At 63.1% G+C, this 16,548-nt stretch carries 14 protein-coding genes and 1 pseudogene; 8 read left to right on the top strand and 7 right to left on the bottom strand.

Annotated features, from left to right (window positions below):
- Positions 1–115: 115 nt before the first annotated feature.
- A complete protein-coding gene (locus tag ACVZUB_RS21085; RefSeq protein ID WP_003945211.1) occupies positions 116–883 on the top strand; it encodes an isoprenyl transferase in 768 nt (255 codons plus the stop codon).
- Positions 884–889: 6 nt separating this feature from the next.
- Here ACVZUB_RS21085 and coaA read toward each other — a convergent pair whose 3' ends face one another.
- A complete protein-coding gene (coaA, locus tag ACVZUB_RS21080; protein ID WP_003945270.1) occupies positions 890–1,822 on the bottom strand; it encodes a type I pantothenate kinase in 933 nt (310 codons plus the stop codon).
- Positions 1,823–1,994: 172 nt separating this feature from the next.
- Between coaA and ACVZUB_RS21075 the strand changes: the two genes are divergently transcribed.
- From ACVZUB_RS21075 to phoH2, 5 genes are all read left to right on the top strand, one after another.
- Positions 1,995–3,191, top strand: a complete 1,197-nt coding sequence (locus ACVZUB_RS21075) for a DUF885 domain-containing protein (protein ID WP_482627729.1) — start codon at positions 1,995–1,997, stop codon at positions 3,189–3,191.
- 76 nt (positions 3,192–3,267) lie between these two features.
- Positions 3,268–4,575 carry a serine hydroxymethyltransferase gene (gene glyA, locus ACVZUB_RS21070; protein ID WP_003945195.1) on the top strand — a complete coding sequence of 436 codons (1,308 nt, stop codon included), beginning with the start codon at positions 3,268–3,270 and terminating at the stop codon, positions 4,573–4,575.
- Positions 4,576–4,727: 152 nt separating this feature from the next.
- Positions 4,728–6,161, top strand: coding sequence for an amidase (locus tag ACVZUB_RS21065; protein ID WP_482627728.1), 1,434 nt, complete (start codon positions 4,728–4,730; stop codon positions 6,159–6,161).
- 26 nt (positions 6,162–6,187) lie between these two features.
- Entirely contained in the window at positions 6,188–6,904 is a 717-nt protein-coding gene (locus ACVZUB_RS21060; RefSeq protein ID WP_030536254.1) for a helix-turn-helix transcriptional regulator, read from the top strand.
- Between the two features lie 275 nt (positions 6,905–7,179).
- On the top strand, positions 7,180–8,547 hold the full coding sequence (phoH2, locus tag ACVZUB_RS21055; RefSeq protein ID WP_003945274.1) for an RNA 5'-3' helicase PhoH2: 1,368 nt from the start codon (positions 7,180–7,182) through the stop codon (positions 8,545–8,547).
- A gap of 60 nt (positions 8,548–8,607) precedes the next feature.
- Here phoH2 and ACVZUB_RS21050 read toward each other — a convergent pair whose 3' ends face one another.
- The 5 genes from ACVZUB_RS21050 to ACVZUB_RS21030 form a co-directional block, all read right to left on the bottom strand.
- Positions 8,608–9,012, bottom strand: coding sequence for a carboxymuconolactone decarboxylase family protein (locus ACVZUB_RS21050; protein ID WP_003945227.1), 405 nt, complete (start codon positions 9,010–9,012; stop codon positions 8,608–8,610).
- Positions 9,013–9,042: 30 nt separating this feature from the next.
- The gene (locus tag ACVZUB_RS21045; protein WP_007726363.1) at positions 9,043–9,468 is read right to left on the bottom strand and encodes a limonene-1,2-epoxide hydrolase family protein; all 426 of its coding nucleotides are present in this window, start codon (positions 9,466–9,468) and stop codon (positions 9,043–9,045) included.
- A gap of 17 nt (positions 9,469–9,485) precedes the next feature.
- The gene (locus ACVZUB_RS21040) at positions 9,486–11,099 is read right to left on the bottom strand and encodes a serine hydrolase (RefSeq protein WP_285183525.1); all 1,614 of its coding nucleotides are present in this window, start codon (positions 11,097–11,099) and stop codon (positions 9,486–9,488) included.
- 97 nt (positions 11,100–11,196) lie between these two features.
- Entirely contained in the window at positions 11,197–12,768 is a 1,572-nt protein-coding gene (locus ACVZUB_RS21035) for an MFS transporter (protein ID WP_003945261.1), read from the bottom strand.
- Between the two features lie 97 nt (positions 12,769–12,865).
- On the bottom strand, positions 12,866–13,432 hold the full coding sequence (locus ACVZUB_RS21030) for a TetR/AcrR family transcriptional regulator (RefSeq protein WP_372024535.1): 567 nt from the start codon (positions 13,430–13,432) through the stop codon (positions 12,866–12,868).
- A 340-nt stretch (positions 13,433–13,772) separates the two neighbouring features.
- Between ACVZUB_RS21030 and ACVZUB_RS21025 the strand changes: the two genes are divergently transcribed.
- Together ACVZUB_RS21025 and ACVZUB_RS21020 are read left to right on the top strand one after the other, a co-directional pair.
- Positions 13,773–14,228, top strand: a complete 456-nt coding sequence (locus tag ACVZUB_RS21025; RefSeq protein WP_482627727.1) for a nitroreductase family deazaflavin-dependent oxidoreductase — start codon at positions 13,773–13,775, stop codon at positions 14,226–14,228.
- A gap of 59 nt (positions 14,229–14,287) precedes the next feature.
- Positions 14,288–15,007: pseudogene (locus ACVZUB_RS21020) on the top strand (NADPH-dependent F420 reductase).
- A 49-nt stretch (positions 15,008–15,056) separates the two neighbouring features.
- On the opposite strand, the gene ACVZUB_RS21015 reads toward ACVZUB_RS21020, so the two are convergent.
- Positions 15,057–16,460: a class II fumarate hydratase gene (locus ACVZUB_RS21015; RefSeq protein WP_003945220.1), complete on the bottom strand. Its 1,404-nt coding sequence runs from the start codon at positions 16,458–16,460 to the stop codon at positions 15,057–15,059.
- Between the last annotated feature and the right edge of the window lie 88 nt (positions 16,461–16,548).

The raw sequence follows: 16,548 nt of genomic DNA, 5'->3' as shown, positions 1-16,548 counted from the left end.
TACGCATCAGTAGCATAACCTACCTGCGGGTTTTCGACGCGTACAAAAAGCGTGACGGCGCTCGCATGTGGCTGTCACTGCCGGGCGTAGTCTTTGACACCATGGTGATGTCACGGTGAATCTGCGCGGACTGCTGTACAGCATCTACGAGCGACGACTCCTCAGTCATCTCGACGGTCTCGCGCACCCACGGCACGTAGCCGTGATGTGTGACGGAAATCGGCGATGGGCTCGCGAGAACGGCTTCACCGATGTCAGTCACGGGCACCGCATGGGCGCGCTCAAAATTGCCGAATTGCTCGAGTGGTGCGACGCCGCCGGAATCGAGATGGCAACCATCTACCTGCTCTCGACCGAGAACCTGCGCCGCGAGCCGGAAGAGCTCGACACCCTCCTCGAAATCATCACCGACGTCGTCGAAGAGATCTCCGGGCCCGGCAAGAACTGGAGTGTGCAGATCGTCGGTGCTCTCGATCTTCTGCCTCCCGAGCAGTCCAGGCGCTTGCGGGAAGCGGCGGCGGGGACGAGCGGCCGAACCGGGACACATGTCAACGTCGCGATCGGATACGGCGGGCGTCAGGAGATCGCCGACGCCGTCCAATCGCTCCTGCGCGACAAGATCGGTGCGGGTCTGAGCGGCGACGAACTGATCCAGGCCGTCACGGTCGACGGCATCGACGGGCATCTGTACACGTCGGGACAGCCCGATCCGGATCTGGTGATCCGCACCTCCGGCGAGCAGCGGCTCTCCGGATTCCTGTTGTGGCAGAGCGCCTATTCGGAGATCTGGTTCACCGAGGCGTACTGGCCCGAATTCCGTCGAGTCGACTTTCTTCGAGCCTTGCGCGATTACGCGGCGCGCCACCGCCGGTTCGGCGCCTGAGCCGTCTCAGAGCTTGCGCAGTCGCAGCCGGTTGATCGTGTGATCGGCGTCCTTGCGCAGCACCAGGGTTGCGCGGGGGCGGGTGGGGAGAATGTTCTCCACCAGGTTCGGGTGGTTGATCGAGTTCCAGATCTCCTTCGCCGCGATGGTCGCGTCACGGTCGGAGAGGCCGGAGTAGTGGTGAAAGTGGGCGTTCGGATCGGCGAACGACGTGTTGCGTAGCGCGAGGAACCGCTGGATGTACCAGGCTTCGATGTCCTCGATGCGGGCGTCGACGTAGATCGAGAAGTCGAACAGATCGGAGACCATCAGACGCGGGCCGGTCTGCAGGACGTTGAGGCCCTCGATGATGAGGATGTCGGGCTGGCGGATCAGGTGGTACTGGCCCGGGATGATGTCGTACGACGTATGCGAATAGACCGGCGCCGCTACCTCTTCCGCCCCGGACTTGACTTCGGTGACGAAGCGCAACAGCTTGCGGCGATCGTAGCTTTCGGGAAAACCCTTGCGGTGCATGATGCCCCGACGCTGGAGTTCCCTGGTCGGATAGAGGAATCCGTCCGTGGTGACGAGGTCGACGCGCGGATGGTGATCCCAGCGGGCCAGGAGAGCTTGCAGCACACGAGCAGTCGTGGATTTTCCGACCGCGACCGAACCGGCGACGCCGATGACGAAGGGCACCTGACGGTCGGGATGCTTCTCGCCGAGGAAGGTCGCGGTGGCCGCGAACAGTCGTTGGCGCGCCGCTACCTGTAGGTGGATCAGACGTGCGAGGGGGAGATAAACCTCGGCAACTTCTTCGAGATCGATCTGCTCGCCGAGACCACGCAAGCCGTACAACTCGTCCTCGGTCAACACCAGTGGCGTCGACTTACGCAGTGTCCGCCACTGCTTGCGGTCGAACTCGACGTAGGGACTCGATTCGTTGGTGCGCGCCATCAGCCCAGCTCACCGGCACGTAGTGAACCCGGGGCCCGGCGGACGAAACAGCTATGCGAGCAAGCCAGGCGCGTGTGCGCACGATCCGAGTGCATAGTCGGATTGTGCTCGGTGCCACGTCCGGGACTTTCGCCGGGTGGCATTCCGGAGCGAGCGACTAGGCTCGGTGGTTATGGATCCAGACACACTTGTTCGCCAATACCTGCTGCTCGGACTGGGTTTCGACCGTCTCGAAGACGGGTTCGTCGACGCGTTCACCGGTGACCCGGCGCTGCGTAAGCAGATCGAGAGCGCCCCGAAGCCCGATCCGCGTGAACTTGCCCGCACGGCACGTGAATTGCGGGGCGAGTTGGCCGGAAGTGGTCTGAATGCCGAACGCTCCCACTTCGTCGACGTACACCTTCGCGCCCTGGAATGCTCCGGGCGCAAGTTCGCGGGTGAGGACATCGGCTTCGTGGACGAGGTCGAGGCGTACTTCGACGTACGAATCGAAAAGGGAAACGAGGACGCCTACAGCGACGCTCACCGGTTGATGGGTGAAGTTCTGCCCGGTCCGGGACCGCTGGCGCAGCGGGTGCAGGCGCATCGCAAGGCCGACGAGATCCCCGCGGCGAAACTGAACGAATGCGTCGAGGCAATGTCGAGTGCGCTGCGCGATCTGGTCCGCGGCACCTTCGGGCTTCCCGCGTCGGAAACCGTCGAATACGAAGTGGTGGGGGACAAGCCGTGGTCCGGCTTCAACTACTACCTCGGTGACTACCGCTCCAAGGTTGCGATCAATTCGGATCTGCCGCAGTTCATGGCCAACCTGCCGCGGCTGATCGCGCACGAGTCCTACCCCGGCCATCACACCGAGCATTGCCGTAAGGAAGCCGGTCTGGTCGGTTCGGGCCAGCTCGAGCAGACACTGTTCCTGGTCAACACGCCGCAGTGCATCATGGCCGAAGGCCTCGCGGATTTGGCGCTGGAAGCGATTGTCGGCCCGGACTGGGGTGTGTGGGCGCAGGACATCTACGCCGACCTCGGCTTGTCTTTCGACGGGGAAAAGGCGCAACGGCTCTCCGCCGCGTCGGGGCAACTGCTGAGTGTCCGGCAGGATGCGGCGCTGATGTTGCACGACGAGGGGCGCAGCCTCGACGACGTGGCGCTGTTCCTCGAACGGTGGTCGCTGTCGACGCCGGAACGCGCTCGCCAATCGCTCAAGTTCCTGTCTTCGCCGCTGTGGCGGGCATACACCAGCACGTATGTCGAGGGATACCGGCTGCTCGGGGGATGGCTGGACGAGGTGCCGGTGGGCGCGGAGCGCACCGGACGCTTCCGCAGGCTGCTCGACGAGCCGCTGGTCCCCAGCTCTCTGCGTGCTGCCTAGTGCCGGGTGGAGACGGCGGGAGCGAACTTCGTAGACTGGACGCATTCGTTTCCGCATCCAGCTTGGAGATTCCTCGATGACCGCTGTGCCCGGCTCCGACGTCAACTCTGCATCACTCGCCGAACTCGACCCCGAAGTCGCCGAGGCGATGGCTGGTGAATTGGCTCGTCAGCGCGACACGCTCGAGATGATCGCGTCGGAGAACTTCGTTCCCCGCTCGGTTCTGCAGGCTCAGGGCAGCGTCCTGACCAACAAGTACGCCGAGGGCTACCCGGGACGTCGTTACTACGGCGGTTGCGAGCACGTCGACGTCATCGAGGATCTGGCGCGCAACCGTGCGAAGGAACTCTTCGGTGCAGAGTTCGCGAACGTTCAGCCGCACTCGGGCGCACAGGCCAACGCTGCTGTTCTGATGGCACTGATGAACCCGGGTGAGAAGCTGCTCGGCCTCGACCTTGCACACGGCGGTCACCTCACGCACGGCATGAAGCTCAACTTCTCCGGCAAGTTGTACGACGTCGCGTCCTACGGCGTCAGCAAGGAAGATCACCGCATCGACATGGACGAGGTGCGCTCGATCGCCCTCGCCGAGAAGCCGAAGGTCATCGTTGCCGGCTGGTCCGCGTACCCGCGTCAGCAGGACTTCGCGGCGTTCCGCGCGATCGCCGACGAGGTCGGGGCGTACCTGTGGGTGGACATGGCTCACTTCGCCGGACTGGTTGCGGCAGGCCTGCACCCGTCGCCCGTCCCGTACGCAGACGTCGTCTCCTCGACCGTCCACAAGACCCTCGGTGGTCCGCGTTCGGGCCTGATCCTGGCGAAGAAAGAGTGGGCCAAGAAGCTCAACTCCGCTGTCTTCCCCGGTCAGCAGGGTGGACCGCTCATGCACGCCATCGCGGCCAAGGCAGTCACCTTCAAGATCGCTGCCGGTGAAGAGTTCAAGGATCGTCAGGCACGCACCCTTTCCGGTGCGCGCATCCTTGCCGAGCGTCTGGGCAACAAGGACGTCGCAGACCAGGGCATCAGCGTCCTGACCGGCGGCACGGACGTCCACCTCGTTCTCGTGGACCTGCGTAACTCGCAGCTCGACGGCCAGCAGGGTGAGGACCTTCTGCACGAAATCGGCATCACGGTCAACCGCAACGCTGTTCCGTTCGATCCCCGCCCGCCGATGACCACCTCCGGTCTGCGTATCGGTACCGCAGCGTTGGCCACTCGCGGATTCGGCGATGCCGAGTTCACCGAGGTCGCCGACATCATCGGTACCGCTCTGGCCGGCAACGCGGATCTGCCGGCGCTGCGTGCGCGCGTCGCCAAGCTCGCTCTCGACCTTCCTCTGTACGACGGTCTCGAGAACTGGGGCCTGCTCAGCAAGAACGTCTAGGAATTCCTTCACCGACGGCCCGGTCCCTTTCGAGGGGCCGGGCCGCTGGTTTTTTGCCAGTCGCGGATTGTGGCATCGGTCACATGACCGATGGTGGCCGAGTTCGGTGCTTCCTAGCCTGAGAGCATCACCCCTCCGGCGAAGGAAACCCCATGACCGAACAGAATCTGCATTGGCTCTCCGCTACCGAGATGGCGGCGTCGGTCGCGTCGAACAGTCTCTCGCCCAACGAGATTGCCGAAGCGATGATCCAGCGCGTCGACGCCGTCAATCCGTCGATCAACGCGATAGTGCAGTTCGATCGCGAGCAGGTGACGCGCGATGCGGCCGAACTCTCACGGCAACAGGAAGCGGGCGAGAAGCTCGGCCCGCTGCACGGCGTTCCGTTCACGATCAAAGATCTGACGGCAGTCGACGGGCTGCCGACCACGTTCGGGATGAAGCCGATGGCCGACAACATCGCGACGGGAAATGCCGTCGTCGTGGACAGGCTGCGTGGCGCCGGCGGACTGTTCCTGGGAAAGACGAACACTCCCGAAAGTGGTTACTACGGTGGCACGGACAACCACCTGTACGGGCCGACGCACAACCCGTGGAAGCTCGGCAACAGCGCGGGCGGGTCCAGTGGCGGTGCGTCGGCTGCCGTGGCTGCAGGCCTCGGGCCACTCGCCGAGGGCAGTGACGGCGCGGGATCGGTGCGTATCCCGTCGGCGCTCTGCGGGGTCGTCGGGTTGAAGCCGACCACCGGCGTCATCCCGCAGACCATCCTGGCCGGGCGCTTCTACAACTGGGCGTACCACGGTCCGATCACCCGGACTGTTGCCGACAACGCGCTGATGCTCGACATCATGGCCGGGCCGGACAATGCGGACCCGCTCTCGATCGAGCGTGCCGAGACCTCGTACGTCGAAGCCTCGAAGGGTGACGTGAAGGGCCTTCGCGTGGCGTGGTCGCCGAATCTCGGTCTCGGCCATGTTGATCCGGAGGTGCTGGCGGTGTGTCTCGACGCGTTGTCGGCATTCGAGGAATTGGGTGCCCGGATCACCGAGGCGACCCCGCAGTGGGGAAATCCGTCGGAGTCGATGTGGAACGGCATCTGGGTTCCCGGTTTCGCTTCCGAATACGACTTGCTCGACTGGGAGAACCAGCGCGGTGAGGTCGACGACAACCTGATCGAGATCATGCACGAGGCCGAGCGGCTCACCGGTGTCGACGTCGGGCGGGCCGACGCATTCCGCGGCGTGATGTGGGACACGTGGACGACGTTCATGAACGACTACGACGTGTTGGTCTCGCCGACCTTGGCTTCGGCCACGTTCCCGCTCAGTCAGTTCGCGCCGTCGTGGCTCGAAGGTGCGTCGCTGCGTGAGCAGTTGCTCGATTGGCTCTTCACCTACCCGTACAACATGCTCAACAATCCGGCGATCACCGTGCCCGCTGGATTCACCGCCGACGGTCGACCGGTGGGGCTGCAGATCGCCGCACGTCACCGCCAGGACGCAGTGGTCATGCGGGCTGCCGCGAACTTCGAAGCGGCACGTCCGTGGGCGGACAAGAAGCCGGCCGATTCACTGGTGGTGGCCTAGCTCACACGATTGGCTAGATTGGTGTGATGACGTCTGTACTGCCTGATCGCGGCGCTGGACCTGACATGTTCGCGCCGCGATCGCCGGCGGCCGGGGCGTACGGCATTCTCGGCCTGTGCGCCGAAGAACTTCGCGCACGTGGACTCGCGTACTCGGCTGCGGCGGTCACGTACCGGGACCCGTCGAGCGGAAGGCATCGGGCTCTGGCGAGTTCCGGATACGACGCCAGGGTGCTCGAGTTCCTGCTCGAGGACTTCGTCGCCGATCGCAATCTCTTCGGCATCATTCGCGAGGCTTCGGGCGTGCCCGTGTTCTGGCAGGACGTGCCACGATTCGAGCAGGTCGAGATGGTCACCGATGTTCTGCGGCCGTCCGGGTACGCCGAGGGTGCCTCGGTCGCATTGGGGTTCTCCGGCCGTGAGGTGACCGGATTGCTGCACATGAGCTTCGCGGATTCCGGCGTCGTCGATCGCGTACGGGAGGTGGTGGCGGCGTCCAGCGCAGCCTGCTCGCGCGTCGTGGGGGACCAGGTGGCGCTCGATCGTGTCCATCTGAGCCCACGGGAGATTCAAGTACTGCAATTGGTGGCCAGGGGCGCGGGCAATGTCGAGATCGCCGAGGAGTTGTTCGTCAGCCGTCGCACCGTCGCCACCCATCTCGAGAACATCTTCGTCAAGACCGGAACCAATTCGCGGGTTCAGGCAGCGGTGCGCGCCGCCAAGTGGGGTCTGATCGAGTCCTGAGTGACGCCGAATCACACGAGTGGCATTTTGTTACCTGGCGTTCACCAGATGTGCGGCTCGTTCCGTGGCGCGAGTGTCCGATCCGCAGTACCGTCGGCAGTAACGAGTAACCAGAAGTTACTTGTGCGGGAGGTTCTGATCGTGACTGAAACACTCAGTACGAGAGGGCCGGCGCCCGGCCCTTGTTTCAGCTGACACAGCGTCACCTGACACCAGAGCCGTCCGGCCCAGCGAGCTGAGTTTGCGCGGGTGCCGCGCAGACCTAGGAGCCCAACGTGACTGCATCACGCTCCGTCTCTGCCCACTCGGCCCGGGCTGATCTATCAGCCGGGAATCATTCGGGAGATGCACTTCGCACGTACGTCTTGGATACCTCGGTACTACTGTCCGATCCATGGGCTGTCACTCGATTCGCCGAACACCACGTGGTACTCCCACTGGTCGTGATCAGTGAACTCGAAGGCAAACGGCACCACCACGAACTGGGATGGTTCGCCCGAGAATCGCTCCGCATGCTCGACGATCTACGGATCGAATACAGCCGCCTCGACCGTCCGGTGCCGATCGGCACCGAGAACGGGACACTGCAGGTCGAACTCAATCACACCGACCCTGCGGTCCTGCCCGTCGGATTCCGCACGGACAGTAACGATTCGAGGATTCTGGCGTGTGCGCTGAATCTTGCTGCGGAGGGCAAGGACGTAGTCCTCGTCAGCAAGGACATTCCGCTTCGTGTGAAGGCAGGCGCGGTGGGACTACCTGCCGACGAGTACCACGCTCACGACGTCGTGCCATCCGGATGGACGGGCATGACCGAGCTGGACGTCGCCTCGACGGACATCGACGAGCTGTTCAACGAGGGTTTCCTGGACCTCGACGAAGCGCGAGATCTACCGTGTCACACGGGTCTTCGCCTGCTCGGTGGTTCGTCGAGCGCCCTCGGTCGGGTGACTCCCGACAAGCGCATCCAGTTGGTGCGCGGTGAGCGCGAGGCGTTCGGGTTGCACGGCCGCTCCGCCGAGCAGCGCATTGCGCTCGATCTCCTCATGGACGAGAGCATCGGCATCATCTCTCTCGGTGGTAAGGCGGGCACCGGTAAATCGGCCTTGGCTCTGACGGCAGGTCTGGAAGCCGTTCTCGAGCGCCGCACTCAGCGCAAGGTTGTCGTCTTCCGTCCGTTGTATGCCGTTGGTGGACAAGAACTCGGCTACCTTCCCGGTAGTGAGAGCGAGAAGATGGGCCCGTGGGCTCAGGCCGTTTTCGACACTCTCGACGGGTTGGCCTCGCCAGAGGTTCTCGAGGAGGTTCTCGCCCGCGGAATGCTGGAAGTGTTGCCGCTGACGCACATTCGCGGTCGGTCGCTGCACGATTCGTTCGTGATCGTCGACGAAGCGCAGTCGCTCGAACGAAATGTTCTGCTGACAGTGCTTTCTCGTCTGGGAACCGGCTCGCGAGTGGTCCTCACGCACGATGTCGCGCAGCGTGACAACCTGCGAGTGGGCAGGCACGACGGAGTTGCGGCCGTCATCGAAAAGCTCAAGGGGCACCCGCTTTTTGCGCACATCACACTCACGCGCAGTGAGCGTTCGCCGATCGCCGAGTTGGTGACCGACATGCTCGAGGAGTTCGGCCCCACTTCCTGAGAAGTGATCTCCCCGTGCGGACTTCGGTCTGCACGGGGAGATGCCTGGGTTTGAAGTTGTTCAGTTTTGCAGCGGTCCCAGTTCGTTGTCGAGAACTTCCTGCACGACACGCATCGCCGCCAGCCCCGCCGGCGCGCCGCAATACGCGCTCGCGTGGATCACGGTTTCGACGATCTCGGTGCGCGTCAATCCGTTTCGCAATGCCCCACGTACGTGGCCTTTGAGTTCGTTCTCGGCGCGCAGCGCGATCAGCATCCCCAGATTGATCAGACTGCGACTGCGGCGATCGAGTCCGGGACGCGTCCATACAGAACCCCAGACGTTGGCCGTCACGAAGTTCTGCAGTTCTTCGCTGTCCGTTCCCCGGGTGCGCTCGAAGGCGGCGTCGACGAAATCGGCCCCCATGACTTCGGTGCGCACAGCCAATCCGGCGTCGAAGGAGTCAGGCGTGGTGTTTTCGGACATGGCAGGTTCGCTCGCTTTCGGCAGGTGATTTCAGGCCGGAGCAAGCCTACTTCGTGTCCCGGTCCCGACGACTGCGCGGCCGACCGCGGTCACCACGCCCCACGCGACGTCTCGCAGACTGAAGTAGTCCCGCCAGACGCAGACCTTGCCGTCGCGCAGTTCGAAAGTTCCGCATACCCAGAACTCGATGCGCAACGGTCCGACAGTGAGGATGTCGGTGCGTTCGGTGAGCACCGTGGACTCGTCGCCGACGATGTGGTGCATCTCCGCCTCGAATTTCAGTGAAGGCTTGGTGACCAGACGAAGCGCTCGCACGACGGTCTTCTTGCCTCGCAGGGTGGGGAGCGAGACGTTCTGCCAGACGATGTCGTCTGTCATCAATTCGGCTGCGGCGTCCACGTCGAAATCGGTGAGGGCCGCGAACATTGCGTTCACCGTGGCTGTCGAACTACTCATGGGGTGTCCTTGGCTGATTATTCGGCCGGTGTTGCCCGGATGAAGGTACCGAGATGATCGTGATCGAAGTACTCCAAGGTTAGCGAGTTTCCGTCGAAGGTGGCCTTCGAGACCGTCCCGGCCGGTGCGTTCTCGCCGCTGAGCGGGAACGTGAAGGTGTTTCCGTCCCAGTGGGTCAGAGGGTACGTCGCGGCCGCGGGACCCATGGTCAAGGTCAGCGCACCGTTCTGCTGCGTCACGAGCGCGGGACCCCAGTACGGATTGCCGTAGTCGCCGGTCAATTGGTCTGTCGGTGGCGCGGGAGCGGGGGAGGCCGGCGGCGTCTTCCCGGCAAGTTCGCCCTCAGGGTCGGCCTGTGAGGCAAAGGACGCTTCGTACAGCGGGCGCCACTCGCGGGTGATCTTCCCGAACTGCACCAGATCGGCGAATTCGGCGGTCAAGGTCTCTGCGACGCCGGTGGGCGTGCCGTTGGTCAGAACGACTATGCCGACGTCAGCGGAGGGAATCGTGACGAAATTGGTCCCGGCACCGAGCAGGAAGGCGCCGGAGTGGCTGGCGGTCACACGGCCTGCCGCGCTGTCGGAAACGTTGAACCCGTAGCCGTAGAAGCCGGAACGTTCCCCGATTTCCTGCGCATGGCGCGAGACGATTTCCGGGTTGACTGCTGGCACGAGCGCCTCCGTCTGAACGACCTGCTGCCCCTGATACCGGCCGCCCGACAGCACCATGTCCAACCACTTGGCCATGTCGTTCACCGAGGAGCTGACTCCACCGGCGGGGGATTGGGCGTCGGCGTCCCGAACCGGCCCTACCTTGTACTTTCCGTCTTCGAGGATGTGGCCGACTGTTCGATTTTCTCGGGCTTGGTAATCGGCGAACCGCGAAGACGTCGAAGTCATACCGAGCGGACCGTAGATCGTGTTCTGCGACAGCGTTTCCCAATCGGTGCCCGCCGCGGCTGCAACGGCCTCCGCACCGGCAGTGACGCCGAAGTTCGTGTACTCGTATGTGATTCGGAATGGATTGAGCGGAAGTTGGCGAAGTTTTTCGAGCACCTGGGCCCGGTTGTAGCCCAGGTCCTCCAGCCCGTCGCCGGCGTGGTCCGGTAACCCCGACCGATGCGTGTAGAGATCGGAGATCGTGAGGTGGTCGGTCACCCACGGATCGGCAAGCGCAAACCCCGGCAGTTTCGAGATCACCGGAGTGTCCCAGTCGACGGTCCCGATTCCGACTTCGTGGGCGACCACCGTGGCCCCGACCGATTTCGACACCGATGCCAGTTGGAACACGGTGTCGGCATCGACGGTGGCGCTCTTACCCAACTCGCGAACCCCGAATCCCTTTGCGTACACAGTCTTACCTCCGTGCACCACGGCCACCGCCATGCCGGGAACACCGGAACTTGCCATGAGGTCGTTCGCGAGGCCGTCGAGCTTCCCGACCGCGTCGTCGATTTGCCCGTCCGGGATCGGCACCCCGGCGTCGAGACCCGGGCTGGCGTCGCTGACGACCGGCCCGGGCGCCGAGGTGGTGTCTGAATCGGACGAGCATCCGGCGAGCAGGGCGACCGTCAGTACTACCGGAACCGCCGCTGCCGACAGTCGCGGGCTGTTTCTACTGGTGATGGACACGAGATTCTCCCTAGCAGGGTTGTCGTCGGTACCACTCGGTCAATCCAGTATCGGGGAACGGCGGGCTGATATTGGGACAAATCGGGAAACCTTGTAGCTACTTCGGGGTCTTGGTTGTCAGACTGCCGAGAATGGAGCCTTCCGTGACCGGCTTCCAAGGGAGCAACAACGCGACCAGCAGAGCGGTGATCAATGCTGCTCCGACCGTGAAGTACGACGCGATGGCGAAGCCTTCCAGGCATGCGGTCTTCATCGTGTAGATCAGACTGTCCTTCTGCTGCTCGAAGAGCGGACTGATGTCGCGGGAGCGGATTTCGATGACGCTGAGCACGGACTCACGAGCGAAGCCTTTCTCCTGCGCCGACATCACGGCGTCGGGAATGGCGTCGACGATCGGAGCCACCTTGGACGTGTAGTACGAGGCGACGATCGAACCGATGACGGCGACGCCCAGGGTCCCGCCGAGCTCACGCGTCGTGTCGTTGACTGCCGAACCTGCGCCCGCTTCGTCGAGGGGCACCGAGGACATGATGGAGTCGGTCGCCGGTCCCTGCACAATTGCGAGGCCCAGACCCATGAGAACCATCGAGATCACGACGGGTCCGAGGTAGGGCGTCTCGACGGTCGTCTGGCCGGCCAGGAACATGCCGCCGCTGAGGACGAGGAGGCCGAACACCATCACTGCGGTCGTGCCGAGTTTCTGTGCCGCCAAGGTGGCGACGGGGGCGCCCACGGCGACAGCGGCGGCGAAAGGCAAAGAGTGGATGCCGAATTCGAGCGGCGAGTATTCGCGAACGCCCTGGAAGTACTGCGTGATCAGGAACAAGAACCCGAACATACTGAAGTAGCTGACCGCAATAGCCAAGGCGGGGAATGAAAACCGCCGGATTCGGAAGAGATTCATGTTCAGGATCGGCGCGTCGGTGCGCAGTTCCCATGCTACGAATGCGGCCAACAACACTGTCGCAGAGAGGTATCCCGTGATGCTGAATGTCGACACCCATCCGCGATGTGGTGCGTCGATGATGGTCCACACCAGAATGACGATGCCCAGTAGCGACAAGATTGTTCCGACGAAATCGAATCGGCCGACGTGGAGCGCCTTCGATTCCGGAACAACCAGCAGCACACCCACGATGACCAACAGTGCTGCCGGAACGTTCATCCAGAACACCGAGTGCCAGGAGAAGTGCTCGAGAAGCCAGCCGCCCGCAGTCGGGCCGATGGCAATCGCGAAGCCGGCCATTGCGGTCCAGGCCGCGATGGCGATGGCTCGTTCTCTGGCGTCGGTGAAGATGTTGGTGATCATGGCCAATGTAGCCGGAAAGACCGCTGCGGCAAAGACACCCATGGCGGCTCGCGCCATGATCACCTGTTCGAGGTTGGAAGCCAAAGCGCCGACGAGCGACATCGCACCGACGCCGATCAAGCCGATGATCATCACTCGGCGGCGTCCGAAGCGGTCACCCAGGTGGCCGAAAGTGAGTAGGAACCCGGCGAAGGTCAACGTGTACGCGTCGACGATCCATTGCAGGTCGCTGACGCTGGCGAACAAGTCGACGCTCATCGTCGGCAATGCGACGTTGACCACTGTGTTGTCCAGCACGACAAGGAGTTCGGCGAGGCAGATGAAGATCAGCGCAGTGAATCGACGGGACTTGGTCATCATGGGCGCCGAGGGCGCCGGTGCAAGTGTGTGAGACATGTTTGTACGCCATCTCTGCTCCTGCGCGGACGGCAGCAGCGGTTGGAAGAAAGAGGGTTGGTCAGCTCGGGGCCGAGACCAGAGCCTTGAGGTGAGCGCCGATGCGATCGAGAGGCGCCGTGGTGTGCTGAGCTTTTGCCATCAGCGTCGCGCCTTCGATTGACGCGATCACGACGGTTGCCCACTGTGCTGCAGTCTCGGACGGCTGTCCCTGCTGCCAGAAGAACGATGTGAGAAGCGATTCCCACGAGGTGAAGGATTCGCCCGCAGCAGTTAATGCCGCCGGCGTCGACGCGCCCTCCACTGCCGCGGCTGCGACCGGACAGGAGGAGGTGAAATCGCTCTCTACCAAGCTGTTTCGAAATATCGTGACAACCGCGTCGATGATCTCCGGTGGGGAAGACTGAGCGATCATCGAACTGATGGCGGCACTGACGCCCCGGCCGAAGTAGGCAACTGCTTCGCCGGCCAGCTGTCCTTTGCCCTCGGGAAAGTAGTGGTACACCGACCCGCGGGGAGTTCCCGAGCGTTCGACGATCTCGGTGAGCGAGGTCGTCGCGATCCCGTGTTCACGGAAGGCATTGATGGCGCCGACCAGCATCAGAGTGCGGGAATCGGAGTCGGCCATCCCGCCATCGTATGCAATCGCAGTGCTGTTCGAATCATCTGGTGCCGCTGATTCTCTTGGTACTCCCCACTTGCGACGCGCTGCGGCGATCGGACAACGCGTCTGCGGGCCGGTCATGGCAACGAGGCGTCTCGAGGTGTGTTCATCACTGCCTCCCAGTATGTCGATCGGTATAGGAACGAATCTGAGACTAGATGTAACCGGCAGACACAGTCAAGTGTTGTGTGCAGGTGGTGGGTATCGACGGAGATTCTTGGTGGCAAAACTCCCCGAACAGTGGTTATATCGTGCGATATAGAGCTGTTGCTTCGAGCACCAGCTTCGGAGGAGAGGAAACGACATGCCGGTACCGACGTCAGTTGCACGAAAACGAAGAATCGAAGTCGCAGTCGGGAAGTATTTCGCCAATCCGCTGGTCACCGGATTGAATCGGATCGGTTTGATGCCGTCGTTGATGACCGAGATCGAGACGGTTGGACGCCGAACCGGTCTGACCCGCCGAGTGCCCGTTGCGATCACCTACGACGGTGACGAGGCGTGGGTCATTGCGCAGCATGGCACCGGCACGGGGTGGGGTGCCAATATCTCTGCGACGCCGAAGGTTCGGATCCGTCGCCGCGGCGAGTGGGTCGACGGACAGGCCCAGATCATGCCGGACGACGACGTGCCGGCGCGGGTGAAGACATTTGCGTCGGGGAAGATCAGATCGGCGCTGACGGCCTCTGCCTTTCGCGGATTGCAGACCGACCCGGTCAGTGTCCGCCTCAGGCTCGCACTCGATCCGTCAACCGATTGAATCAACGGGAGTTGAAATGGTCGGTGCGGAATGACCCGGTGCGTTCTCGTCGTTGACGAATGCAGCGGTGGCGCGATCGCCACTGCACACGACGAAGGAGCAGGGTCATGCGCATCGGAATCATCGGAGCCGGTCAGATCGGTGGCACGCTCACACGTAGGCTCGCTGCGCTCGGTCACGACGTGCGCGTCTCGAACTCGCGGACACCGGACACGCTTGCAGAACTGGAAGCGTAGACGGGCGCGAAGGCAGTCCGCAGCACCGAGGCCGCCGAGGGTGCCGAGCTGGTCATCGTGAGCATTCCGCAGAAGAACGTGGTCGATCTACCGGCGGGGATTCTCAGCGGTGCGGTCGCCGGTGCCCCGGTCATCGAGACCAACAACTACTACCCGCAACAGCGTGACGGTCTGATCTCGGCCATCGAGGACGGGCAGACCGAAAGCGGATGGGTGCAGGAGCACCTGGGTGTTCCGGTATTCAAGGCGTTCAACGGAATCTGGTGGAAGCATCTTCTCGAGAAGGGCCTTCCCGAAGGTGCAGAGGGGCGCATTGCGCTACCCGTCGCCGGCGACGACGACGCGAACAAGCAGGTCGTCTTCGATCTGATCAATCAGTTGGGCTTCGATCCCGTCGATGCGGGAACGATCGACGATTCCTGGCGTCAGCAGCCGGGAACTCCGGTGTACGGCAAGGACTTCGATCGAGAAGCGACGTTGAAGGCATTGGCCGAGGCGAGCCCCGATCGCACCGACGAGTGGCGGGCAACCGCTGCGGTGTGAGTGCAAGGGTGGCGGTTTCCGAAGTGGAAACCGCCACTCTGTTGTTTGTTCAGTCCTTGACCTTCGCCATCGCCAGAACGTCGAGACGCTTGTCGAGTTCTTCCTCGCTCAGCTTGTCCGGGACGAGTCCGCGCTCGATGACGACCTGGCGGATCGTCTTCTTCTCTTTGAGCGCCTGCTTCGCGACGGCTGCGGCTTCCTCGTAACCGATCGCCGAGTTGAGGGGCGTCACGATCGACGGTGACGATTCGGCGAGTGTCTTGAGGTGCTCCTCGTGCGCGACCAGTCCGCTGACGCACTTGTCGGCGAACAGTCGAGAGACGTTGGCCAGCAAGGTGAACGACTCCAACAGGTTGCGGGCCATGACCGGGATGTAGACGTTGAGTTCGAAAGCTCCGGCAGCGCCGCCCCACGCGATGGCGGCGTCGTTTCCGATCACCTGAGCCGCAACCTGAGTGGTTGCCTCGGGCAGGACCGGGTTCACCTTTCCGGGCATGATCGAGCTTCCCGGCTGCAGATCAGGGAGTGCGATCTCGCCGAGTCCGGTCAGCGGACCCGATCCCATCCACCGAATGTCGTTGGCAATCTTCGTCAGTGAGACGGCGATGGTCCGCAGCGCGCCCGATGCCTCGACCAGTCCGTCACGCGCGGCCTGCGCTTCGAAGCTGTTCTTCGCCGGAGTCAGCGCGTCGACGCCGGTCGACTTGACTAGTTCGGCAACAACTTTGGGGCCGAATCCATCCGGAGCATTGAGACCGGTGCCGACTGCTGTTCCGCCGATCGGCAGCTCGCCGAGGCGGGGGAGTGTTGCGTTGACGCGCTCGATGCCGGCCTCGATCTGACGTGCGTAGCCGCCGAACTCCTGACCGAGCGTGACCGGCACAGCGTCCATCAGATGGGTGCGCCCGGATTTGACGACGGTCTTCCACTCGGTCGCCTTCGTGGCAAGCGCAGCATGCAGATGTTCCAGTGCCGGAACAAGATCGGTGACCGCTGCTTCGGTAGCTGCGACATGCGTGGCGGTGGGGAAGGTGTCGTTGGAGGACTGCGACATGTTGACGTGATCATTGGGATGTACGTCCACACCGGCGGCCTTCGCGATGGATGCGATGACCTCGTTGGCGTTCATGTTCGAACTGGTTCCCGAGCCGGTCTGGAAGACGTCGATGGGGAACTGATCGTCGTGCTTGCCTTCGGCGATCTCGTTCGCGGCGGCGATGATTGCGTCGGCCTTGTCCGCGTCGAGGAGTCCGAGGTCCTTGTTGACCTGCGCACACGCTGCTTTCAGCAAGCCCATTGCGCGGATCTGGGTGCGCTCGAGCGGGCGCCCGCTGATCGGGAAGTTCTCGACTGCACGCTGGGTCTGTGCTCGCCACAGTGCGTCGATGGGCACCCGAACTTCGCCCATGGTGTCGTGTTCGATTCGGAACTGTTGATCGTTGCTCTCCGTCATGGCTCCACATTGCCACTTTTCGAGAGCGGGTAGGGGACTACGTCCCCCGTGAGCGGTTGAGGAATGCAGGGACTCCCTAACCACTCAC

Source organism: Rhodococcus sp. OS5, assembly GCF_056837585.1.
This window is presented reverse-complemented; position numbering and strand designations above follow the sequence as displayed.

Bases quoted from the DNA above. Each gene is read 5' to 3' on its own strand.
- coaA (WP_003945270.1), bottom strand. From the start codon at position 1,822: ATGGCGCGCACCAACGAATCGAGTCCCTACGTCGAGTTCGACCGCAAG.
- ACVZUB_RS21075 (WP_482627729.1), top strand. From the start codon at position 1,995: ATGGATCCAGACACACTTGTTCGCCAATACCTGCTGCTCGGACTGGGT.
- glyA (WP_003945195.1), top strand. From the start codon at position 3,268: ATGACCGCTGTGCCCGGCTCCGACGTCAACTCTGCATCACTCGCCGAA.
- ACVZUB_RS21065 (WP_482627728.1), top strand. From the start codon at position 4,728: ATGACCGAACAGAATCTGCATTGGCTCTCCGCTACCGAGATGGCGGCG.
- ACVZUB_RS21060 (WP_030536254.1), top strand. From the start codon at position 6,188: ATGACGTCTGTACTGCCTGATCGCGGCGCTGGACCTGACATGTTCGCG.
- ACVZUB_RS21050 (WP_003945227.1), bottom strand. From the start codon at position 9,012: ATGTCCGAAAACACCACGCCTGACTCCTTCGACGCCGGATTGGCTGTG.
- ACVZUB_RS21045 (WP_007726363.1), bottom strand. From the start codon at position 9,468: ATGAGTAGTTCGACAGCCACGGTGAACGCAATGTTCGCGGCCCTCACC.
- ACVZUB_RS21035 (WP_003945261.1), bottom strand. From the start codon at position 12,768: ATGATGACCAAGTCCCGTCGATTCACTGCGCTGATCTTCATCTGCCTC.
- ACVZUB_RS21030 (WP_372024535.1), bottom strand. From the start codon at position 13,432: ATGGCCGACTCCGATTCCCGCACTCTGATGCTGGTCGGCGCCATCAAT.
- ACVZUB_RS21025 (WP_482627727.1), top strand. From the start codon at position 13,773: ATGCCGGTACCGACGTCAGTTGCACGAAAACGAAGAATCGAAGTCGCA.
- ACVZUB_RS21015 (WP_003945220.1), bottom strand. From the start codon at position 16,460: ATGACGGAGAGCAACGATCAACAGTTCCGAATCGAACACGACACCATG.